Source organism: Rhodobacter aestuarii (genome assembly GCF_900156655.1).
In the GTDB taxonomy this organism is placed as follows: Bacteria; Pseudomonadota; Alphaproteobacteria; order Rhodobacterales; family Rhodobacteraceae; genus Rhodobacter; species Rhodobacter aestuarii.
Map to the genome: position 1 here is coordinate 219,010 of NZ_FTOG01000001.1, position 20,582 is coordinate 239,591.

Annotated in this window: 20 protein-coding genes, 1 tRNA gene and 1 riboswitch; of the genes, 11 read left to right on the top strand and 10 right to left on the bottom strand. The window is 62.1% G+C overall.

Annotated elements, in window-relative coordinates:
* Positions 1 to 25: 25 nt before the first annotated feature.
* Complete coding sequence (locus BW967_RS00960) at positions 26 to 1,675, top strand: FMN-binding glutamate synthase family protein (RefSeq protein ID WP_076483168.1); 1,650 nt, start codon at positions 26 to 28, stop codon at positions 1,673 to 1,675.
* Between the two features lie 20 nt (positions 1,676 to 1,695).
* On the opposite strand, the gene BW967_RS00965 is transcribed toward BW967_RS00960, so the two are convergent.
* The gene (locus tag BW967_RS00965) at positions 1,696 to 2,574 is read right to left on the bottom strand and encodes a LysR family transcriptional regulator (protein ID WP_076483169.1); all 879 of its coding nucleotides are present in this window, start codon (positions 2,572 to 2,574) and stop codon (positions 1,696 to 1,698) included.
* Between the two features lie 103 nt (positions 2,575 to 2,677).
* On the opposite strand from BW967_RS00965, the gene choX reads away from it, so the two are divergent.
* Complete coding sequence (gene choX / locus BW967_RS00970) at positions 2,678 to 3,622, top strand: choline ABC transporter substrate-binding protein (protein WP_076483170.1); 945 nt, start codon at positions 2,678 to 2,680, stop codon at positions 3,620 to 3,622.
* Positions 3,623 to 3,661: 39 nt separating this feature from the next.
* The gene (gene betC / locus BW967_RS00975; RefSeq protein WP_076483171.1) at positions 3,662 to 5,176 is read left to right on the top strand and encodes a choline-sulfatase; all 1,515 of its coding nucleotides are present in this window, start codon (positions 3,662 to 3,664) and stop codon (positions 5,174 to 5,176) included.
* A gap of 44 nt (positions 5,177 to 5,220) precedes the next feature.
* Here betC and BW967_RS00980 read toward each other — a convergent pair whose 3' ends face one another.
* From BW967_RS00980 to BW967_RS00995, 4 genes are all read right to left on the bottom strand, one after another.
* Positions 5,221 to 7,143, bottom strand: coding sequence for an alpha/beta hydrolase domain-containing protein (locus tag BW967_RS00980; protein WP_076483172.1), 1,923 nt, complete (start codon positions 7,141 to 7,143; stop codon positions 5,221 to 5,223).
* 300 nt (positions 7,144 to 7,443) lie between these two features.
* Positions 7,444 to 7,517 (bottom strand) — tRNA-Gly (locus BW967_RS00985).
* A 49-nt stretch (positions 7,518 to 7,566) separates the two neighbouring features.
* On the bottom strand, positions 7,567 to 9,591 hold the full coding sequence (locus tag BW967_RS00990; protein WP_076483173.1) for an ASKHA domain-containing protein: 2,025 nt from the start codon (positions 9,589 to 9,591) through the stop codon (positions 7,567 to 7,569).
* A 160-nt stretch (positions 9,592 to 9,751) separates the two neighbouring features.
* The gene (locus BW967_RS00995) at positions 9,752 to 10,594 is read right to left on the bottom strand and encodes an AAA family ATPase (RefSeq protein ID WP_076483560.1); all 843 of its coding nucleotides are present in this window, start codon (positions 10,592 to 10,594) and stop codon (positions 9,752 to 9,754) included.
* A gap of 238 nt (positions 10,595 to 10,832) precedes the next feature.
* On the opposite strand from BW967_RS00995, the gene dksA reads away from it, so the two are divergent.
* Positions 10,833 to 11,255 carry an RNA polymerase-binding protein DksA gene (dksA, locus tag BW967_RS01000; protein ID WP_076483174.1) on the top strand — a complete coding sequence of 141 codons (423 nt, stop codon included), beginning with the start codon at positions 10,833 to 10,835 and terminating at the stop codon, positions 11,253 to 11,255.
* Positions 11,256 to 11,391: 136 nt separating this feature from the next.
* Positions 11,392 to 12,534 carry an FAD-dependent monooxygenase gene (locus BW967_RS01005; protein ID WP_076483175.1) on the top strand — a complete coding sequence of 381 codons (1,143 nt, stop codon included), beginning with the start codon at positions 11,392 to 11,394 and terminating at the stop codon, positions 12,532 to 12,534.
* A 24-nt stretch (positions 12,535 to 12,558) separates the two neighbouring features.
* On the opposite strand, the gene BW967_RS01010 is transcribed toward BW967_RS01005, so the two are convergent.
* Positions 12,559 to 13,794, bottom strand: a complete 1,236-nt coding sequence (locus BW967_RS01010; RefSeq protein ID WP_076483176.1) for an Hsp70 family protein — start codon at positions 13,792 to 13,794, stop codon at positions 12,559 to 12,561.
* 79 nt (positions 13,795 to 13,873) lie between these two features.
* Positions 13,874 to 13,969: riboswitch (TPP riboswitch) on the top strand.
* Positions 13,970 to 14,021: 52 nt separating this feature from the next.
* On the opposite strand from BW967_RS01010, the gene thiM reads away from it, so the two are divergent.
* The 6 genes from thiM to BW967_RS01040 are packed head-to-tail and all read left to right on the top strand — an operon-like array spanning position 14,022 to position 18,560.
* Positions 14,022 to 14,825 (top strand): hydroxyethylthiazole kinase, encoded by an 804-nt coding sequence (gene thiM, locus BW967_RS01015; RefSeq protein WP_076483177.1) that lies wholly within the window; start codon positions 14,022 to 14,024, stop codon positions 14,823 to 14,825.
* Positions 14,822 to 15,430, top strand: a complete 609-nt coding sequence (gene thiE / locus BW967_RS01020) for a thiamine phosphate synthase (RefSeq protein ID WP_076483178.1) — start codon at positions 14,822 to 14,824, stop codon at positions 15,428 to 15,430. Before thiM ends, thiE begins: the two co-directional genes overlap by 4 nt.
* On the top strand, positions 15,430 to 16,227 hold the full coding sequence (gene thiD, locus BW967_RS01025) for a bifunctional hydroxymethylpyrimidine kinase/phosphomethylpyrimidine kinase (protein WP_076483561.1): 798 nt from the start codon (positions 15,430 to 15,432) through the stop codon (positions 16,225 to 16,227). Before thiE ends, thiD begins: the two co-directional genes overlap by 1 nt.
* 1 nt (position 16,228) lies before the next feature.
* Complete coding sequence (locus tag BW967_RS01030; RefSeq protein WP_076483179.1) at positions 16,229 to 17,152, top strand: ABC transporter substrate-binding protein; 924 nt, start codon at positions 16,229 to 16,231, stop codon at positions 17,150 to 17,152.
* Complete coding sequence (locus BW967_RS01035) at positions 17,149 to 17,847, top strand: ABC transporter ATP-binding protein (protein ID WP_076483180.1); 699 nt, start codon at positions 17,149 to 17,151, stop codon at positions 17,845 to 17,847. The genes BW967_RS01030 and BW967_RS01035 overlap by 4 nt, the downstream gene beginning before the upstream one ends.
* Positions 17,844 to 18,560: an ABC transporter permease gene (locus tag BW967_RS01040; RefSeq protein WP_076483181.1), complete on the top strand. Its 717-nt coding sequence runs from the start codon at positions 17,844 to 17,846 to the stop codon at positions 18,558 to 18,560. Before BW967_RS01035 ends, BW967_RS01040 begins: the two co-directional genes overlap by 4 nt.
* Here the strand turns inward: BW967_RS01040 and xth are convergent, their stop codons facing one another.
* From xth to BW967_RS01055, 4 genes are all read right to left on the bottom strand, one after another.
* Positions 18,561 to 19,340, bottom strand: a complete 780-nt coding sequence (gene xth, locus BW967_RS01045; protein ID WP_076483182.1) for an exodeoxyribonuclease III — start codon at positions 19,338 to 19,340, stop codon at positions 18,561 to 18,563. It abuts the gene before it with no gap.
* Positions 19,341 to 19,400: 60 nt separating this feature from the next.
* Positions 19,401 to 19,637, bottom strand: coding sequence for a hypothetical protein (locus BW967_RS18455; protein ID WP_139327776.1), 237 nt, complete (start codon positions 19,635 to 19,637; stop codon positions 19,401 to 19,403).
* A gap of 332 nt (positions 19,638 to 19,969) precedes the next feature.
* Entirely contained in the window at positions 19,970 to 20,209 is a 240-nt protein-coding gene (locus BW967_RS01050) for a hypothetical protein (protein ID WP_076483183.1), read from the bottom strand.
* A gap of 63 nt (positions 20,210 to 20,272) precedes the next feature.
* Positions 20,273 to 20,485 carry a hypothetical protein gene (locus BW967_RS01055; RefSeq protein WP_076483184.1) on the bottom strand — a complete coding sequence of 71 codons (213 nt, stop codon included), beginning with the start codon at positions 20,483 to 20,485 and terminating at the stop codon, positions 20,273 to 20,275.
* Positions 20,486 to 20,582: the final 97 nt, after the last annotated feature.

Genomic DNA, 20,582 nt, shown 5'->3' on the forward strand with positions numbered 1-20,582 from the left:
GCTAAACGGGAGCCGCGCGCCTACCATGACCAACCTGCGCCTCAACGCCCGCTATATTCCCTTTGCCGCTGCGCTTTTGCTGACCCTGCTCTCTGCGGTGACCTTGCTGTTCACTGGGTCGGCTTGGGTGCTTTTGGTGTTTTTGCTCGCGGCTGGCTTCAGCGCGCTTGGGGTCTATGACCTGCGCCAGCCGCGCCATGCGATTTTGCGCAACTACCCGATCATCGGCCATTTGCGCTACATGATCGAAAGCGTCGGGCCGGAGTTTCGGCAGTATTTCTTTGAATCCGACCGCGACGAGGTGCCGTTCAGCCGGGAAATTCGCGGCCTAGTCTATCAGCGCGCGAAGGGGGTGGAAGATAAACGCCCCTTTGGGACGGTGGAATCCGTCTATGCCTCTGGTTTCAACTGGCTCACCCATTCGATCGTGCCGAAAACGATCAAGGATAGCAATTTCCGGGTGACGATTGGTGGGCCGGATTGCACGCAGCCCTATGAAGCCTCGATCTACAACATCTCGGCCATGAGCTTTGGGGCGCTGTCGGCCAATGCGATTTCCGCACTCAATCGCGGGGCGAAGGCGGGCGGTTTTGCCCATGACACGGGCGAGGGGGGCATTAGCCGCTATCACCGCGAAGGCGGCGGCGATCTGATCTATCAAATCGCCTCGGGCTATTTTGGGTGCCGCAATGAGGATGGCAGCTTTTCAGCCGAGAAATTCGCCGCCCAAGCGCGCGATCCGCAGATCAAAATGATCGAGGTGAAACTGAGCCAAGGCGCAAAGCCCGGCCATGGCGGGATGCTGCCAGCCTCAAAAATCAGCCCCGAAATTGCCGAGGCGCGCGGCATTCCGATGGACCGAGATTGTGTCTCGCCCGCCGCGCATTCGGCCTTTTCCAGCCCCCGCGAATTTATGGGCTTTATCGCGCAATTGCGCGAACTCTCTGGCGGTAAACCGGTGGGGTTCAAGCTGTGCATTGGCCATCGGCGGGAGTTTATGTGTTTGGTCAAAGCCATGCTGGCGACCGATATCGCGCCCGATTTCATTGTGGTCGATGGCAAAGAAGGCGGCACCGGGGCGGCGCCGCTTGAGTTTGTGAACCGGGTCGGCATGCCGATGCTGGAGGGGTTGCATTTCGTCCATAACACCCTGCGCGGGGCGGGGCTGCGGCGGCGCATCCGCATTGGGGCAGCGGGCAAGATCGTCTCGGCCTATGATATTGCGCGCGCCATGGCCTTGGGCGCGGATTGGTGCAATTCCGCGCGCGGCTATATGTTTGCGATTGGCTGCATTCAGGCGCAGTCGTGCCATACCAACCGCTGCCCGGCGGGCATTGCGACGCAAGACCCCAAGCGGATGTTGGCGCTGGATGTGGGTGATAAAACCGCCCGTGTGACGCGGTTTCACAAAAATACGTTGCATGCTTTGGGCGAATTGGTGGGGGCGGCAGGGCTGTCGCATCCGTCGCAATTCCTGCCTTATCATTTCATGTTCCGTAGCAAGAACAATGAGTTCCTAGACGGCAATGAAGTCTTTGAAGACCTGCCGGAGGGGTTCTTGGTCGATGGCTCAGATCATCCCGATTTGCAGGTCTGGTTGGATCGCTGGACCCGCGCCAGCCCCGAGACCTTTGTGGCGGAGCGGATGCCGAAAAACCGCTATGCCCTCTCATAAAGGGTCTTGATCGGGGCGATTTAACGGGCGCTTTCCTCAAGCAAAAACGTTCGCAAATGTGCTGCGGCAGGGTCATGCGGGCCGTGCTGCACCAGCAGATAGCCTTGATCGGCATTGGTGAGCGAGGCTCCGGCTTCCACCAGCATCTTGCGGCTTAGCATCGAGTCGATCAGCCCGCGCCAACCCAAGGCCACACCTTGGCCCGCGAGCGTTGCCTCGATCACCAGCGAATAGGTGTTGAAATGAAGCCCGCGTTCTTGCGCATCTGGCCGCGTTTTGCCCGTTTCCGACAGATAGCGCGTCCAGTCGAACCATTTGGCCGGGGCGAGGGTGCTATCAAGATGGATCAATGGGGCACGCTCAAGCGCCGTGCCATGGGCCTCGGCAAAGGCAGGTGTGCAGACAGGGACCACGCATTCGCTCAGCAACAATTCACACGGGCCTTCGATTTGGGCGAGCGCGCCAAAAATAACCGCCGTATCGCCGGGGCCAAGATCACGCAGTGCGGTGTGCTGGGTGGCAATGACCTGCAATTCCAGATCGGGGAACCGTTCTCGAAACCGATGCATCCGGGGAATGAGCCAGAGCGCAGAAAAGGCGAAATCGGTGTAAAGCCGCAGCACCCGCTTGGCCGGATTTTGACGCAACTCCCGCGCCAGCATATCGACCTGTGCCACCGCCGGGGTGAGAATTTCGGCCAAGCGGCGCCCCGCCTCGGTCAGTTCTGTGCCGCGATGTACCCGGCGCAAAAGCGGCACGCCTAACTCTTCCTCGGCGCGGCGCATTTGGTAGCTGACAGCCGGTTGCGTGAGGCTAAGCTGCCGCGCCGCCTCCGATAGGCTTCCGCGCGCCGCCACCTCGACAAAAACCCGTATCCATCCAACGTCAACTGGCCGCATGATCTATAAAAGCCCTTTATGGCAGGCATGAAGAAAACCATGCTTCACAAGGTCGCACATCCTCCATTTTCTTAACGTCATAAATAGCCAACAGGGAACCCCAATGACCATGAAATTCCATGCGCACGGCCTTGCGGCCGCCTCTGTGCTGTGTGCGCTTACCGGCCTTGCCCATGCCGATGAACTCTCTTGCGCGGCGATCCGGCTCTCTGATCCGGGTTGGACCGACATCACTGCCACCAACGGCGTGGCCAGCGTGGTGACTGAGTCGCTGGGCTATGCGCCCGAGGTGCGCACGCTTTCGGTGCCAATCGGCTATGAGGCGATGAAAACCGGCGATCTTGATGTGTTCTTGGGCAACTGGATGCCTGCGCAGCAGCATTTCATTGATGATCTGACGGCAGCAGACGCGATCGAGGTTCTGGGCCAAAACCTTGCCGGGGCCAAATTCACCCTTGCTGTTCCAAGCTATATGGCCGCGCAAGGTGTTGCGGATTTCGCCGATCTGGCCGCGCATGGGGATGCGTTTGATCACAAGATTTACGGCATCGAATCCGGGGCGCCGGCCAATGCCAGCATCCAGAAGATGATCGACACCAATGACTTCGGGCTTTCGGGCTGGTCTTTGGTGGAATCGGGCGAACAGGCGATGCTGGCGCAGGTGGAGCGTGCCGAAAAAGCAGGCGAGGGCATCGTTTTCCTTGCGTGGGCACCGCATCCGATGAACACCGCGCATGAATTGACCTATCTTTCGGGCGGGGATGCCTATTTCGGCCCCGATTACGGCGGGGCACAGGTCTATACGCTGGCCCGCAAAGGTTGGTCTGAGGCCTGCCCGAATGCAGCGAAGCTCTTTACGCAGATGCAGTTCGAACTTGAGATGGAAAACGCGCTGATGGGCGAAATCCTTGACGGGACGGATTCTAAAGTGGCGGCAACCGCGTGGTTGAAGGCGCATCCGGAAGCGATGGACCCTTGGCTTGAGGGTGTCACCACGCTTGAGGGCGCGCCCGGTGCGGATGCGGTGAAAGTGGCTTTGGGTCTTTGACCTCAGCAAATGCAAATCAGAAAACAGGCCAGACCAGATATGACCCAGCCGAATATTCTCATCTTGATGGTGGATCAGTGCAACGGAACGCTGTTTCCCGATGGTCCGGCCCAGTTTCTGCATGCCCCTAATCTGAGCGCGCTTGCCGCGCGCTCAGTGCGCTTTGCCAATACCTATACCGCGAGCCCGCTTTGCGCGCCGGGGCGCGCCTCCTTCATGTCTGGCCAACTGCCGTCGCGCACGCGGGTCTATGATAATGCTGCCGAATTCGCGTCTGACATCCCGACCTATGCGCATCATCTGCGCCGGGCGGGCTATCATACTGCGCTTTCTGGCAAGATGCATTTCGTCGGCCCGGATCAGCTACACGGCTTTGAAGAACGGCTCACCACCGATATCTATCCCGCCGATTTTGGCTGGACGCCCGACTACACCAAACCCGGCGAGCGGATTGATTGGTGGTATCACAACCTCGGTTCGGTCACCGGGGCAGGGGTGGCCGAGATCTCCAACCAAATGGAATATGATGACGAGGTCGCCTATAATGCCACGCGCAAGCTTTATGACCTGTCGCGGCGGCTTGATGATCGGCCTTGGTGCCTGACCGTCAGCTTTACCCATCCGCATGACCCCTATGTGGCGCGGCGCAAGTTTTGGGATCTTTACGATGATTGCCCGGAGCGCGACCCCGAACTGCCACCGATCCCGTTTGAAGACATGGATCCGCATTCGCGCCGCCTGATGGAAGCCAGCGATTTCCGCGCTTTTGAGATTACGCCCGAACATGTGCGCCGCGCGCGCCAAGGTTATTTTGCGAACATCTCTTACATTGATGAGAAGATTGGCGAAATTCTCGATGTCCTGAAGCGCGGGCGGATGGAGGAAAACACCATCATTCTGTTCGTCTCTGACCACGGCGATATGCTGGGCGAGCGCGGCTTGTGGTTCAAAATGAACTTCTATGAGGGCTCGGCGCGCGTGCCGATGATGATCGCGGCACCGGGTTGGGCGCCCGCGCGGATTGAGGCGCCTGTTTCGACGCTGGATGTTGTGCCAACTCTTGCCGGGCTTGCGGGGCTCGATATTGCCGCGCTCGCGCGCTGGACCGATGGCGAAGATCTTGCGCCGCTTGTTGCAGGCACGGGTACACGCGGTCCGGTGCCAATGGAATATGCCGCGGAAGGCTCGATTGCGCCGCTGGTCGCTTTGCGCGATGGGCGTTGGAAGCTGACGCTGTGTGACGCAGACCCACCGATGCTGCATGATCTGGACAGAGATCCGCAGGAGCGCACCAACCTTGCCATGGATACCGATTACGCCCCCGAGCTTGATCGTTTGACGCGACTGGCAAAAGCGCGCTGGGATCTGGCCGCTTTCGATACGGCTGTGCGTGAAAGCCAAGCCCGGCGCTGGGTGGTCTATGAGGCGTTGCGCAATGGGGCCTATTTCCCGTGGGACTACCAGCCGCTGCAACGCGCATCAGAGCGTTACATGCGCAACCATATGGATCTGAACGTCTTGGAAGAAAACCAGCGTTACCCGCGCGGGGAATAAGCAATCTGCGCGCGCCAAGTGGATGGCGCGCGCAGCTTTTGGGCTTAGTTGCCCGGATAGGCCGGAGCGGCGGAGATCACCATCTCCCGGTCGGCTTCCAGCAGAAGGCCCTGTGCAATCAACGCATCTGCGGCTTCTTCCAGTTGCGCGTGATAGGAGGCCGCATCAGCATAACGCGCGCTCACCGGCGCACGGCTATCAGCGTTCGAACCGGTTTCGGGGAAGGCCAGATAGCTGCCCGTCGTGCCGCAAAGTTCGCCCCCGGCAAAGCCTTCTTTGCGCAGGTTCCACCCCAGATAGCTGCCGAGCGGCACCGCCATCGGCAGTTCATGCACGCCGCCAATCGGCATGCCATCGGCATCGACTTTCGGCACCAGCACCTCATAGGTGCCACCGGCTTTCGGCGGTTGCACGCTGTAGTCACGCACTTCCAAACCATTGACCGGCGGCTGCGGGCGGGTGCCGTTGATCATCGGCATTTCCGCGGCATCGGCGGCCACCAATTGATCGCGACCGGCCGGATAGACCGAGGCGGGAGGTTCTTTTCCCTCCAAGACCCAGTCCTTCATCGCCACCGTCAAAGCGCGCATCGTCGGCTCTGCGCTCAGCGGGTTAGTCGGATAGGTGCAAGTCGCGGACTCTTTCGAAGCGGCCCCCCAAACGCTGAAATGCGGCGCGCCAGAGATCAAGAACAGCCGCACATTTTCCGGCATGGTCAGCGCCGTGCCATCGGGGGCGGTTGAAACGAGCGAGCCCCGCGCCTGCCAAAACTCGGTCGACGTGTCCGATTGGATCACTTTCGGGCAGGTGTTGGTCTCGGAGCAGGCCGTCAAGATGCTGCCGGTTTGCCCGCTCACCGGGTCGATCATATCGACATAGGTGAAGGGAAACTGATCACCCGGCATGTCATGGTCTTCATGCTGGCGCGAATAGCGCCCCGGCTGCGCGAAGGAATAGTTCACGAAGGTTTTGCGCGCGCCCGCGATATGCGCCATCACGCCATCAAAGACTTGCTTGCCATTCGCATCGGCGTTGAAGCCCTGATAGACGAAATCGCGCGAGAACCGCCCCGACTGCGAGATCCCCATATCAATCGTGTGCTCGATCGGCCCAACAGGCACCTCGATCCCCTCAGGCCCATTGCCGCGCAGGAAAGAGACGAGATCGGCCACCGCAACGAAGCCAAGCCCGTTGGGCAAGGAGTCTTTTGCGGGGTAAATGAACTCGTAGATCGCGCCCGCATCATAGCCCGCCGGACGGGTGATTTCGATCGTGTTCTCATCGACATAGCGGAACGTAAGCCCCTCGGGCGTGGTGCGTTCATCGCCCGCTTTGGCGCGCACGGTCAGCGTGGCTTTGGCCGGGTCCAGATCGGCGGCCGGATAGCTTAGCTTGCCGGTGCTGACAGCCTCATCCTTGTCAAAGATATATTCCTCACGCGAGGGGGCGGTGAAATCGGAAATCACCGGCGCGCTCATATGGGCGAGGTTATCGGGAAGCCCCGCCTGCCAGCCGCTCCAGACCACGGTGAAGCCTTGCTGCATCAAGAACCCGTCACCCGGATCGTCGATGGTGAAATCTTTGCCGATCTTTTGCACCGAGTTCAAAAGCCCGAACGACAGGTTCCGGCCACGGTTCGCGACCTCATAAAAGATCGTTTTAGCGCCTTTGTCGGCGTCAACGGGGGCAAGGATCGTCACGGTAGACGAAAATTCTACCAGACCATCGGCATTCACCGGCGCTTTGTCGAGATCGACGATCTTCGCACCACGTTCCGACTTCGGGTCCAAGGTGAAATGGGCGATCGCATCGATACGCTCATAAGCACCCACATCACCAAACACTCGGCCATCATAAGCCGGCGCGCGGCTGAGGATGTCGAGGCTGCTCACCTCGGCCAATGCCGGGAGCGGCAAAACCGTTGAGGCGAGCGCAAGCCCTCCGAGAACTCGGGTTCGATACAGCATAGCTGTCTGTCCTACTATTATTTTGAGGGGAGACATGCCAAACCCTGAATTCGGGAATGTATTTTTATTTATCAGGGTATTAGGCGGCATGGTGCGACATTGCTACGCCTCGTTGCGACGCGAGCACCAGTCCGTTTTGCGACAAAAACGCCGCCCGGACATTATGTCGCAATCGGGCGAGGGGGTCGTTTTCTGCATGGCAATTTGGGGCGGGGCCCGCCGGACAAGCGCAGGCCTGCACGCTCAAAGCGCCATAAAAAGCCAAAGCCGAAGGGGGTTTTCTATTATCATCGGATGGGATGGAGCGGGTGAAGGGAATCGAACCCTCGTCTTCAGCTTGGGAAGCTGCGGCTCTACCATTGAGCTACACCCGCATGAGCGCCCAGATATGCCAAGCATCCGGGCGCGTCAAGCATTGTTGCGCTATCCGCGACGCCGTCTGCGGCCACCGCCTTCGGGCGCGCCGCCTGCGTTAAAGCCGACATCGGGCAGGGTGACGACTTTGGCCAGTTCTTCAAACGGTGCGGTGGCGTGCGGGATCGCATTGGCGGCCACAAAATGCTCTTGGAAGCGCGGCTCAATCGCGGTTTCAATCTTCACGATGCGCTGCACCTGCGCCTCAATCGCGCGGCGTGATTTGCGCGAGCACAAAGCCATCCGCGCGCCTGTGCCAGCCGCATTGCCCGCCGAGGTGACGGCCTCAAGCGGCACATCGGGTATCATGCCCAGCACCATCGCATGTTTGGGGCTGATATGTGCGCCAAAGGCCCCGGCCAGAACGACCCGGTCCACCTTATCAACGCCCATTTCATCCATCAGCAGCCGCGCGCCCGCGTAAAGCGCAGATTTGGCGAGCTGAATCGCGCGGATATCGCCTTGGGTGACGGTAATGCGCGGCCCGTCTGGGCTGGCGTCATGGATCACATATTCATGCGTGCGCCCGGTCGCGCAGCAGCGCGCCGTACCCACCTGTTCGGCCGAGCCGATCAGACCCGAGGGGTCCAAAATCCCGGCAATGCGCATTTCGGCCACGGCTTCGATGATGCCAGAGCCGCAAATGCCGGTGATGGTGGGCGTGCCAAAAGCCGGATCATCGGACCAGAAGTCATTGCCGATGATGCGGAAGCGCGGTTCCTTCGTTGTAGGGTCAATCTCAATACGCTCAATCGCGCCCGGTGCTGCACGCTGACCCGAGGAGATTTGCGCCCCTTCAAAGGCAGGCCCGGTGGGCGAAGAACAGGCTAGCACGCGCTCTTTATTGCCAAGCAGAATTTCGGCATTGGTGCCCACATCGACGATCAGCGACAGATCCTCGCGCGCCTCGGGCGCTTCGCACAAAGCCACGGCTGCGCAATCGGCCCCCACATGGCCCGCGATCAGCGGCAAAATGTAAGCGCGCGCGCCGGGGGCGAGGGGGGCAAGCCCAATATCTGCGGCGTGTAGGTCCAGCGCCTCATTGGTAGCCAGCGCAAAGGGCGCTTGGCCAAGCTCGACCGGATCAATGCCCAAGAGCAAATGGTGCATGACCGGGTTGCAAACCACGACCGCTTCCACAATATCGCCACGCTCCACGCCCGCTTCGGTGGCGAGTGTCTCGGCTAGGCTACCCATCGCCTCTTGCACGGCACGGGTCATTTCTTCCGCGCCGCCTTCGTTCATCATCGCATAGGAAACGCGGCTCATCAGGTCTTCGCCGAAGCGGATTTGCGGGTTCATTAGCCCCGAAGAGGCGAGCACCCGCCCATCATCCAGCGCCACCAAATGCCCCGCGATCGTGGTGGAGCCCAAATCAATCGCCAGCCCGTAAAGCGCCGCCTCGCGCAGGCCCGGATAAACCGCGACAAGCCGCGGCGGGGTGCCATTGCCGGCCTCGTTCACTGCCGCGCTGATTTGCCAATGACCCTTGCGCAGCACCTTTTGCAGTTGTGCCAAAACCGGCAGACCGGCTTGCAAGCCCGTCAGACCAAATTGCGCCGCAAGTGCCTCAGAAAGCCGCTCAAAATCGCCCTTCGGTTCATGCATCGAGGGTTCGGGCACTTCGATGAACAGGGTGCGCGTGGCCGGGTCCATCTCCATCACCCGTTCCGAGGCGCTTTTGCGGATCACCTGACGGTGCACTTGGCTCTCGGGGGGGACGTCAATCACTATATCGCCTTGGATGCAGGCCTGGCAGCCGAGCCGCCGCCCTTCTTTCAAGCCGCGAATACGGTCATAGCGCGCCTCGACGGCGTTGATCGGGCTCAGCGCATCTTCGCCCACATGCAGCCCGTGTTTGGGGAACTCGCCATAGCCCGGCGCGACTTGGCATTTCGAGCAAATACCGCGCCCGCCGCAGACGGAATCAAGGTCTACCCCCAAAGCGCGCGCTGCCGCCAAAACCGGCGTGCCTTTCGCCACGCGACCGCGCTTGCCCGAAGGCGTGAAAATCACCAATGCATCGTCCGACATCGCCGCACTCCCCGTTTGCCCCCTCGTTCTAGGGCAGGGCGCGGCGAAGGCAAAGCCCCGCTGCGACAGCGTGCCGCGGCTTTGCGGCATCTTTGCATGTGAAGCGCAGCGTTTGGGGAGGCTGCGCGCCCAAAATCGTTCGCCGAGCCCTGTGCTTGGCTTAGCGTCCTTGGCGGCGGGCCATGAAGGCGAGCCGTTCAAAAAGCTGCACGTCTTGTTCGTTTTTCAAAAGCGCGCCATGCAGCTTGGGCAGCATATTGGCCGGATCAGCTTTGAGATCTTCGGGCCCCAAATCCTCGGCCAAAAGCAGTTTCAGCCAATCCAAAACTTCTGAGGTGGAGGGCTTTTTCTTTAGTCCCGGCGTCTCGCGGATTTCGTAAAACTGGGTCAGCGCCGCGCTCAACAGCGCCTCTTTGATGCCGGGGAAATGCACACCCACAATCGCGCGCAGGGTCTCGGCATCCGGGAAGCGGATGTAGTGAAAAAAACAGCGCCGCAAAAACGCGTCTGGCAGTTCTTTTTCGTTGTTTGAGGTGATGATCACGATCGGGCGATGCACCGCGCGGATGGTTTCACCGGTCTCGTAGACGTGGAATTCCATCTTATCGAGTTCTTGCAAAAGATCGTTCGGAAATTCGATATCGGCCTTGTCGATCTCGTCGATCAATAGCACCACTTTGCCATTTGCTTCAAAGGCTTGCCACAGCTTTCCCTTGCGGATGTAGTTCTTTACATCATTGACGCGCGCATCGCCCAACTGACTGTCGCGCAGCCGCGAGACGGCATCATATTCGTAAAGCCCTTGCTGCGCTTTGGTGGTGGATTTGATCGCCCATTCGAGCATTGGCAGACCGAGCGCTTGTGCCACTTGCCGCGCCAGTTCCGTCTTGCCGGTGCCCGGTTCGCCCTTGACCAAAAGTGGCCGTTCCAGCGCCACGGCCGCATTCACCGCTACCACCAGATCGGGGGGCGCAACATAGCTGTCGGTCGAGGAAAATTGCACGGAACCGGTCTGCACGGGCGCCTCCTGAAGAATGAGCGCAAAGCCTAGCCGCGCCTTGAAAATGGCGCAAGCGTTCGGCGTCTGCTCGCTTTCTGGGCAATGCAGAAATCATGCCGCGCTTGCACAACTGACGGCAATGGGGGCGTGACAACCCGCCTCGTCTGGGGTATGGGAGCGGCCAAGCGGCGCCGGGGGGGTGACGCCCCCTACGACCGAGGGCAAAAAATTGAGTGAAGCGATGAAAGCCGAAACATTCCTTCCCGACGATTACCGGCCGGCGGAAGACGAGCCGTTTATGAACGACCGCCAGCTTGAGTATTTCCGCCGCAAGTTGCAGGCGTGGAAAGCCGAGCTTCTGGAGCAATCACAAGAAACGCTGGATGGCTTGGCCGAGTCGGCGCGCAACGTGCCTGATCTGGCCGATCGCGCCTCGGAAGAGACCGACCGGGCGCTTGAATTGCGCACCCGCGACCGCCAACGTAAGTTGGTCACAAAGATCGACGCGGCATTGCGCCGCATCGATAATGGCGAATATGGCTATTGCGAAATGACCGGAGAGCCTATCTCTCTGAGACGTCTCGATGCTCGGCCGATCGCCACGATGACGCTCGAAGCACAAGAAAAGCACGAGCGCCGCGAGCGCGTGCATCGCGACGACTGAAGCCGGACCAACGGGCCCGGGTGAGGGCCTGATACGGCAACACGAATTGCAGACAGGTCTCACCGGTGCCCGCAAGGTGCCGGTGTTTGCATTTGGGAGGGCGCGGGCGGTGCTGATCGGACGACGCGTAACAGTGATGGGGGCGGGGATCGCCGGGCTCGCCGTGGCGCGGGCCTTGGCTTTGCGCGGCGCGCAAGTCACCGTTTTGGAACAAGCCGATGCGATCCGCGAAGTGGGCGCCGGCATTCAGGTTTCCCCTAATGGCGCCAAAGTGCTGCGCGCTTTGGGGCTTGGCGATGCGCTGGAAACCACCGGGCCGCGCTGCGAAGCGGTGGAACTGCTGGATGGCGAAACCGGCAGCCGGGTGATCCGCATGGATCTGGCGAAGCTGCGGCCGGGGGCGGAATATCGCTTCGTGCACCGTGCGCGATTGATTGAAATTTTGGCTCAGGGCGCGCGCGAAGCGGGCGTAGAGATCAAACTTGGCTGCAAGATCGAAGATGTCGATCTGGCCTCGGGCAAGCCGAAACTGCTGACCGCACGCGGCGAAACGCTAGAACCCGATCTGCTGATTGGCGCGGATGGGCTGCATTCGCGGGTGCGCCGCGCGCTCAATGGCGAGTCGCGCCCGTTCTTCACGCATCAGGTGGCGTGGCGCGCTTTGGTGCCCAGCACGGATGATGAACCCAGAACCGCGCAAGTGTTCTTGGGGGCGGGCAAGCACCTTGTGACCTATCCGCTTGGGCGTGGTTTGCGCAACATCGTGGCGGTGGAAGAGCGCTGGCGCTGGGTCGAAGAAAGCTGGAACATGCGCGACGACCCGCTGACGATGCTTGCGGCGTTCGAGGAATTCTGCCCGCAGGTGCAAGACTGGCTTGAGGCGATCAAAGAGCCGTGGCTTTGGGGGCTGTTCCGTCACCCGGTCGCGCGGGTCTGGCAAGGCCGGGGCGCGGTGATTTTGGGCGATGCGGCGCACCCAACGCTGCCGTTCCTCGCGCAAGGCGCGGTGATGGCGCTGGAAGATGCTTGGGTTTTGGCGCAGGCGCTTTCAAAGCATGACAGCGATGAGGTGGCCTTGGGCGTTTATCAATCCATGCGCGCGGCGCGCTGCAAGGCGATTGTCGAAGCCGCAAATCAAAACGCGCGCAATTATCACCTTTCGGGCTTCCAGCGCACTTTGGGCCATGCGGCCTTGCGCGCGGCTTCGCTGATTGCGCCGGGCCAAGTGCTCAACCGCTACGACTGGGTGCATGGCTACGACGTGACGACCGAGATCTAAGTCGGTTTGGGGGCCGCTTGGCCCTCAACCTTCCGCAATCGCGCGCGCAAGCCCATCAATCACTGCCGTAAAGGCGGCCCCACTCTCAAGTGTGGCGGCGGGGCAGAGCGCTTGCGCTTCTTCCCCCACCAGCCCCATCAGGCTTGAGCCGCCGACGAGGATGACCGCGCCGACTTGATCAGGCGTCACCCCGCCAAGGGTGAGCGTTTCGCGCAAAGCCTCGGCCAGTTGCGCGCGTGGGCGCGAAAGCGCTTCGGCCATCGAAGCGGCGCTGATATCGGCATATAGCCCGCGCTCAATTTTGCCCATGCGGATCATCGCGCCGTGCTTGCCCGCATTCGCCTCGATCTTGCCGCGCTCCACCGCAAAGGCCAGATCATGGCCCAACTCATCTTCCAACACGGTCGCAAGCCGCCCCACGGCGCGGGCATCCACGGCAAGCTTCACCATTTTCGCCACGGCGCTGCGCGTTTCGCGGGTGTATAGGAACGGGATCTTTGCCCAAGTCGCCAGATCGACAAAAATATCCGCGGGCATCGGCAGAAGCTCAGGGCCAAATTCGCGCCGCAATTGGCCGCCTTGACCAAGATGCACCATCGCATGGTCGAGCGAGATCGCCCGGTCAAAATCGGTGCCGCCGAGCCGGATGCCGTGGCTGGCCACAATTTCTACGCCTTCGGGCGCAGAGCGAAACAGCGAAAAGTCAGAGGTCCCACCGCCGATATCGACGATCAGCCCCAGTTGACCTTCGGGCAGGGCGGGATTGGCGAGCGCTGCGGCCTCGGGCTCAAAGCGAAAGCGCACCTCTTCAAAACCCGCCGCAAGGTAACAGGCGCGCAGATCTTCCTCGGCTTGCGCATCGCGGGCGGGGTCGGCGTGAAAATGCACCGGGCGACCAGAAAGCGCGCGGGTGAAAGAGCGCCCTGTTTCCGCCTCGGCGCGTTTTTTCAGCGCGATCAGAAATTCGGTCACCACCTGCGCCAGCGTGCGCCGCTTGCCGCCCACAAGCCGCGATTCATGAAAAAGCCGCGTGCCGAGCACCGATTTCAGCGCCCGCATATAACGGCCCTCTTCGCCCTCAATCAGCGCGGTCGCGGCGGCAGAACCAATTTGCATCGCGCCCTTGTCATCGGGAAAGAACACCGCCGTGGGCAGAACATCGCCGCCCGGTTCCAGCGCGATGCGGCGCACCGCGCCCGCCTCCCAGACCGCAACGGCAGAGTTTGACGTGCCAAAGTCGATGGCGAGCGTGTGGTCCATGAAAGCCTCCCGAGCAAGAAGCCCCGGCGCGTAGCGCGTTTTCTGCCGCTGGACAAGCCTTGCGCGCCGTGCATAGTGGGCACCGCGACAGGGGCGTCCGGGCGACCGGGCTGAGAAGCACCCTTTGAACCTGAACCAGATCATGCTGGCGTAGGGAGTCCGCAAACCGGCTTGCGGCCTTTTGCGCTGCGCTGCCGGTTCGGTCTCCTGCGTCTGTGGAGACCAAAATGGCACAAAGCGAACATCACGATTGGGGGCAGCACCTTGCCCAAATGCGGGCCACGGCACCGCTTGTTCATAACATCACCAATTTCGTGGCGATGAATGTGATGGCGAATGTGCAATTGGCGATTGGGGCCTCGCCCGCGATGGTGCATGCGCTCGAAGAGGTGGAAGAGTTCGCTGCGCTCGCCCCGGTGCTTACGGTCAATATCGGCACGGCTGATGGCGCTTGGGCGGCCGGAATGTTGCGCGCGGCCAAACTGATGGCGCTGCACACGCGGCCTTGGGTGCTGGACCCGGTGGGGGTTGGGGCCACCGCGTTCCGGCAAGAGCTGTGCGCGGGGTTGCTCGCGCTCAAGCCCACGGTGATCCGGGGAAATGCGTCGGAAATTTTGGCGCTGGCCGGGCAGGGCGGGCAGGCGCGCGGGGTGGATGCGGGCGATGGCGTCGCTGCGGCGGAGGCGGCGGCGCGGGACCTCGCGACCCGCACCGGCGGCGTGGTTGCGGTCTCTGGCCCGGTTGACTTTGTGACCTCGCCCACGCGGGCGGCGCGGGTGGCAAACGGCCATGCGCTGATGCCCCGTGTCACCGCTTTGGGGTGCTCGCTCAACGGGGTGATTGGCGCGTTTTTGGCCGGCCAGCCCGCGTTTGAGGCGACGGTGGCAGCGCTTGCTTATTACGGGCTTGCCGGGGAGCAGGCGGGCGCCAAGGCGCAGGGGCCGGGCAGCTTCCAACCCGCATTTCTTGATGCGCTTGCCGCACTCACACCGGAGCGGCTTACCACGGGCGCAAAGGTGCAAATCCTATGAGCGGGCCGATTTACGTGATCACCGACCCCGGCGCGCCCTTAGATCTGGCCACCCAAGCCCGCGCCGCCGCACTTGGTGGGGCCGCTTGGGTGCAGTTGCGCGACAAGACCGCGTCGGATGCAGATCTGCTTGCGCTCGCCCGCCAGCTTTTGCCCGAGATGCGCGCTTTGGGGGCGAGGCTTGTGATCAATGACCGGGTCGAGGTCGCCATTGCCGCCGGGGCAGAAGGGCTGCACATCGGGCAGGGCGATGGCGATGTGCAAGCGATCCGTGCGCAAATCGGCCCGGATATGATCTTGGGCCTGTCGATTGAAACGCTGGATCAGGCGCGCGCGCTGCCGCCGGGGGTGGATTACATCGGCGCCGGGCCTTTGCGCGCCACTGCCACCAAGCCCGATGCCGCCGCGCCAATCGGCTTTGATGGGCTGGCGCAGATCACCCGCGCCGTTTCGGTGCCTTGCTACGCAATCGGCGGGCTGGGGCTGGCAGATATCCCCGCGCTTAAAGCCGCAGGCGTGGCGGGGATGGCGGTGGTTTCTGCCGTCACCCGCGCGCCCGACCCGCAAGCCGCGACCCAAGCCCTTTTGCAAGAATGGAGGCTGTGATGATCCCCAATATTCTTTCCATCGCCGGCTCGGACCCCTCGGGCGGTGCGGGCATTCAGGCCGATATTAAGGCGATTTCGGCCAATGGCGGCTACGCGATGGCCGTGCTGACGGCACTCACCGCGCAAAATACCCAAGGCGTGCGCGCGGTGGATTTGGTGCGCCCCGAAATGGTCGCGGCGCAAATCGCTGCGATCCGCGAAGATATCCGCATTGATGCGGTGAAAATCGGCATGCTCGGCACGGCAGAGCTGATCACCGCCGTGGCCGAGGCGATCAATGGGCTCAGCGTTCCCGTTGTACTGGACCCGGTGATGGTGGCGAAAGGCGGGGACAGGCTCTTGGCGGCAGAGGCCGTGACCGCGCTGCGCGAAGTGATGTTACCGCGCGCCACGGTGATCACGCCGAACCTGCCCGAGGCAGCGGATCTTTTGGGCTGTGCGGTCGCGCAGAGCCGGTCTGAGATGCGCGATCAGGCGCGCGGGCTGCGGGTGATGGGGGCGCGGGCGGTCTACCTCAAGGGCGGGCATTTGGGCGGGGAGGCGAGCCCCGATTTGCTGCTTGATGGCTCTGGCGAGACATGGATCGAGGGGCTGCGCCTGCCCACCGCCAACACCCACGGCACGGGCTGCACGCTGTCTTCAGCGCTCGCCACCCAGCTTGTGCGCGCGCCCACGCTGATCACCGCCGCCCGCGCCGCGCGCGCCTATACCCACCGCGCGATTTGTGCGGCTGATGGGCTCTCAGTGGGCCACGGCCATGGCCCGCTAGATCATTTCTTTGCTGCAAGAGGCTGATATGAAAAACGTTTTAATCTTTGCGCTGGCCCTGTGTGCGGCGCTTCCGGCACGAGCGAATGAGCCGCTGACCGTGATGCTAGATTGGTTCGTGAACCCCGATCATGGGCCGATCATCGTGGCGAACGCGCGGGGGTATTTTGCGCACGCTGGGCTGGATGTGACGATTATCCCGCCCGCCGACCCGGCCGACCCGCCGAAAATGGCCGCCGCCGGGCAGGTGGATATCGCGGTGAGCTACCAGCCGCAGCTTTATCTGGCCCATGATGCGGGGCTTGGGCTCAAACGCGTCGGCACGCTGATCAATAGCCCGCTTTATTGCGTCATGGTCGATGCGGCGGGGCCGGTGCAAAACATGGCCGATTTGAAGGGCCGCAGCATTGGCTTTTCGCTTGCTGGCATTGAAGAGGCTTTGCTGCATCGGATGTTGCGGTTCAATGGTGTCGACCCGGCGCAGACCACGCAGATCAACGTCAATTTCGCGCTGACGCCGGCGCTCGTCGCGGGGCAGGTCGAGGCCGTTTCGGGCGCGTTTCGCAATTTCGAACTGCATCAGATGGCGGCCGCCGGGCATGAAGGGCGCTGCTTCTTGCCAGAGGAAAACGGCGTGCCGCCCTATGATGAGTTGATCTATGTCGCGCGCGCTGATCTGGCGGGGGATGCGCGCATCAGCCGGTTCTTGGCCGCCACCGCGCGCGCCGCGCAAGAGATTGCCGCCGATCCAGCGCAGGGCTGGGCGGATTTCAAAACCCACGCGCCTGAACTTGACGACCCGCTGAATGCCAAAGCCTGGGAAGATAGCTGGCCGCATTTTGCGCGCGATCCCGTGGCGCTCGATGCTGAACGCTATGCTGCGTTTGGGGCCTTTCTGGCCGAAAGCGGTTTGATTGCGGCGGCCCCTGCGGTGGAGGCGATCGCGCAATGAGCCTTGCGGGGCTGCAAGGCCGGGTGACGCTGGGGGACCGGGTTTTGGTCGAGGCGCTTGACCTGCGCCTTTACCGGGGCTGGACCTGCCTCCTTGGGGCCTCTGGTGCGGGAAAATCGACGCTCTTGCGGCTTTTGGCGGGCCTGCCCACAGCGGCGCAGCTTGAGGGCACCCGCCACGCGCCCGCGCGGATTGGCTGGATGGCGCAAAGCGATCTGTTGCAGCCGAGGCTTAGTGTCCTTGGCAATCTGCGGCTGATGGCGCGGTTGCGCGGCGAAAGCCTGCCCCCCGCGCGGGCGAAGGCACTTTTGGCCGAGGTGGGGCTTGCGGGGCGCGGGGCGGCTTACCCGGCGGACCTTTCGGGCGGCGAGCGGCAACGGCTTGCGCTTGCCCGCACGCTGGCCGAAGACGCGCCGCTGGTGGCGCTCGATGAGCCCTTCTCCGCGCTCGATGTTCCCACCCGCGCGATGATGCATGACCTCGCCCATGCGCGGCTGGCGGGCCGCGCCGTGGTGATGGTGACGCATGACCCGCAAGAGGCTTTGCGGCTTGGGGACCGGATTTTGCTGTTGCGAGCGGGGCGGCTCGAGGAATTGCCTGTGCTTACTGGCCCGCATCCGGTGGATTTGGGTGACCCGGCGCTTGCCCGCGCGGCGGCGGCTTTGGTGGGGCAGATGCGGGGGGCGGTAGCGTGAGGCGGGTGTGGCCCGTTTTGCTGCCGCTGATCGCGTGGCAGGCGCTCACCAGCCTTGGCCTTGTTGCGCCCTTTATTCTGCCCGCGCCGCTGGCTGTCGTTCGCACCCTTTGGTCCGAGGTTGCGCTCATTGCGCCCCATGCATTGGTCTCGCTGAGCGAGGTCTTGGCGGGCTTGGTGCTGGGCCTTGCCCTTGGTGTCAGCCTTGCGCTGGCTATGGCGCTTTCGGATTTTCTTTCAAAGCTTTGCGGGCCGCTTCTCAGTGCCAGTCAAGCACTGCCGGTCTTTGTGCTCGCGCCGATTTTGACGCTTTGGCTGGGCTACGGCGCGGGGCCAAAGGTGGCGATGGTGGTGCTGTTGGTGGTCTTCCCGGTTGCCTCGGGCCTTTATGACGGGCTCTGCGCCACGCCCGAACCGGTGCGCGATTTGGCCCGCATCACCAAGGCGCATCCGCTGCGTGCGCTGTGGTGGCTGCGGCTGCCGCACGCGCTGCCGCAGCTTGGGGCGGGGCTGCGCATTGCGGTGACCTATGCCCCCACTGGCGCGGTGATTGGCGAATGGGTCGGCGCCTCCAAGGGCCTTGGCTATCTGATGCTGATGGCCAATGCCCGGATGCGCACCGAATTGATGTTTGCGGCCCTTCTTGCGATTGTCGCGATGACGCTGGTTTTGAACCTTGCCACCAGCCGCATCTTGCGCCGTTTTGGGATGTGATCAGGCGTTCAGATCGATCCAGATCGGCACATGGTCAGAGGGTTTCTCGCCCCCGCGCACTTCTTTATCAATGCCGACTTCGCGCAGAAGGTCCGCCGCTTGCGGGCTCAGCAGCAGATGGTCGATGCGGATGCCGTTGTTGCGCTGCCATGCGCCCGCTTGGTAATCCCAAAAAGTGAAATGCCCCGGCCCGGCCACACGGGCGCGAAACGCATCGGTCAGCCCCAGATGCAAGAGCCGCCGAAAGGCTGCACGGGTCTGCGGCAAGGCCAGCGCATCTTCGCGCCACGCTTCGGGCTTAGCGGCATCTTCATCTTGCGGAATGACGTTGTAATCGCCCAAGAACACAAGCGGCTCTTCGGTGGCGAGCAGGGTTTGCACCCGCGCGTGCATCCGCGCCATCCACGCCAGCTTATAGTCATATTTCGGCCCCGGCGCGGGGTTGCCATTGGGCAGGTAAAGCCCGCAAATCCGCACCGCGCGGTCGCCCACAACGGTGGCCTCAATCCAGCGGGCTTGGACATCCTCATCGTCACCGGGCAGGCCACAGACCACATCTTCAAGCGGGAAGCGGCTCAGAAGGGCGACGCCGTTGAAGCCCTTTTGCCCATGGGTGACGATTTGATAGCCCAGCCCATCCAGCACCTCATGCGGAAAAGCCTCATCGGTGGATTTGATCTCTTGGAGCGCCACCACATCGGGCTCGGCCGCTTTTAGCCACGCCGGAAGGGCCTCAGCGCGCGCTTTGATACCGTTGATGTTGAAACTGGCAATCTTCATGCGGGCCTCCCTTTGCCCCTTGATAGGGGGCGGGGCCGCAGAAGGGAAGTGCGCGGCGGCTTAGAAGGCGCGGCGCGGGGTCGAACGGCGGGTGGGAGTGCTGGTGCGGCAGCAGCGATCATGCGGATCGGTCAGATCAGCGCAATCCCAGCTGCGGTTCTCCAAACAGCAGGCGCGGCTGTCGAGATGATCGGCACGGTCTCGGGCGGAGAATAAGGGAACCCCGCAATAGGGGCATAATACGGTTTCACGGGCCGCAGTGGCGGCAGTGACAGTGGTCGTCTGAGCCCTTCCCATGGCGCACTCCTTTCACGGATGCGTGAGCATGCGCCCCGCATCCAAACGCCACAACGTGTTCCTCCAAGCACGCAGGGCTAACCTGTCTCAGTTTGAGCCATAAGTGTGAATAAATCTATGATCGGGATCAATAGGCCTTTTTCGCACGCGTCAATCCCGCGCGCGACATTCGCGCCCGGGGGCAAAAATACAATCATCGCGAAGGTTTAAAGGGGGCCGTCGCGCAAGGCAACGCCCCGTGCCGCGCACAACGCGCGCACAAAGACCGATTCGCACTCCCTCAATGCCTCGCAAATTGCGGGGCGCGTGTCAGAGGCGGTGGCTTTGCCGAGCTAGGCGCGCTCGTGGTCGTGGCGGGGCTCGAACGCCTCGTCATCCGCACCCGGCCCATCAAACCCACGCGGATAGGGGTAGGGCCAAGGGTCTTTCCCCTCGGCCTGATGGCAACAGACTTTCAAGGTGAGATGGTCGCGGAAATCCTTGCGGTAAATCAGCGGGGCCCCGCAATAGGGGCAGGTGTGTTCCTCAAACTTGCCAAAAGGCAATTCGCGGTCAGGCGAACGGCTTGTCATGGTCTCCTCCCTCAAACGGGGCGCATCCCGTCTGCCAGGATGCGCCCAATCTCGCGCAGCGGCTCAATCGCCGCGATAGCCTTTCTTATAGGCGGCCTTTTCTTCTGGGCTCATGTGGCCATAGCCGTCATCGCTTGGCATGCCGCCCTTGCCGTTTTGATAGCCCTCCCGGCGTTCACGGCCCTTACGTTCGGCATCTTTGACGTTTTGGCGCTTGGCGGTATCCTCCTGCATCACGCCCAGCCCACCGTATTCGCGATAGTCGTCGTCTTGCATGGCTTTGCCTCCTCCTGAAGCGCTGCCTGCGGAGCACTGCCCCTTAGGCAGCATCTTTCAATCTTAGCGCGAGTCGTTTCCCGCACTATGACGCGGA

Coding starts and splice junctions, on each gene's coding strand:
- dksA (WP_076483174.1), top strand. CDS start 10,833: ATGAAAGCCGAAACATTCCTTCCCGACGATTACCGGCCGGCGGAAGAC.
- thiD (WP_076483561.1), top strand. CDS start 15,430: ATGATCCCCAATATTCTTTCCATCGCCGGCTCGGACCCCTCGGGCGGT.
- BW967_RS01055 (WP_076483184.1), bottom strand. CDS start 20,485: ATGCAAGACGACGACTATCGCGAATACGGTGGGCTGGGCGTGATGCAG.
- BW967_RS01030 (WP_076483179.1), top strand. CDS start 16,229: ATGAAAAACGTTTTAATCTTTGCGCTGGCCCTGTGTGCGGCGCTTCCG.
- BW967_RS00980 (WP_076483172.1), bottom strand. CDS start 7,143: ATGCTGTATCGAACCCGAGTTCTCGGAGGGCTTGCGCTCGCCTCAACG.
- BW967_RS18455 (WP_139327776.1), bottom strand. CDS start 19,637: ATGGGAAGGGCTCAGACGACCACTGTCACTGCCGCCACTGCGGCCCGT.
- choX (WP_076483170.1), top strand. CDS start 2,678: ATGACCATGAAATTCCATGCGCACGGCCTTGCGGCCGCCTCTGTGCTG.
- betC (WP_076483171.1), top strand. CDS start 3,662: ATGACCCAGCCGAATATTCTCATCTTGATGGTGGATCAGTGCAACGGA.
- xth (WP_076483182.1), bottom strand. CDS start 19,340: ATGAAGATTGCCAGTTTCAACATCAACGGTATCAAAGCGCGCGCTGAG.
- BW967_RS00965 (WP_076483169.1), bottom strand. CDS start 2,574: ATGCGGCCAGTTGACGTTGGATGGATACGGGTTTTTGTCGAGGTGGCG.
- thiE (WP_076483178.1), top strand. CDS start 14,822: ATGAGCGGGCCGATTTACGTGATCACCGACCCCGGCGCGCCCTTAGAT.
- BW967_RS01005 (WP_076483175.1), top strand. CDS start 11,392: ATGGGGGCGGGGATCGCCGGGCTCGCCGTGGCGCGGGCCTTGGCTTTG.
- BW967_RS00960 (WP_076483168.1), top strand. CDS start 26: ATGACCAACCTGCGCCTCAACGCCCGCTATATTCCCTTTGCCGCTGCG.
- thiM (WP_076483177.1), top strand. CDS start 14,022: ATGGCACAAAGCGAACATCACGATTGGGGGCAGCACCTTGCCCAAATG.
- BW967_RS01050 (WP_076483183.1), bottom strand. CDS start 20,209: ATGACAAGCCGTTCGCCTGACCGCGAATTGCCTTTTGGCAAGTTTGAG.
- BW967_RS01035 (WP_076483180.1), top strand. CDS start 17,149: ATGAGCCTTGCGGGGCTGCAAGGCCGGGTGACGCTGGGGGACCGGGTT.
- BW967_RS01010 (WP_076483176.1), bottom strand. CDS start 13,794: ATGGACCACACGCTCGCCATCGACTTTGGCACGTCAAACTCTGCCGTT.
- BW967_RS00990 (WP_076483173.1), bottom strand. CDS start 9,591: ATGTCGGACGATGCATTGGTGATTTTCACGCCTTCGGGCAAGCGCGGT.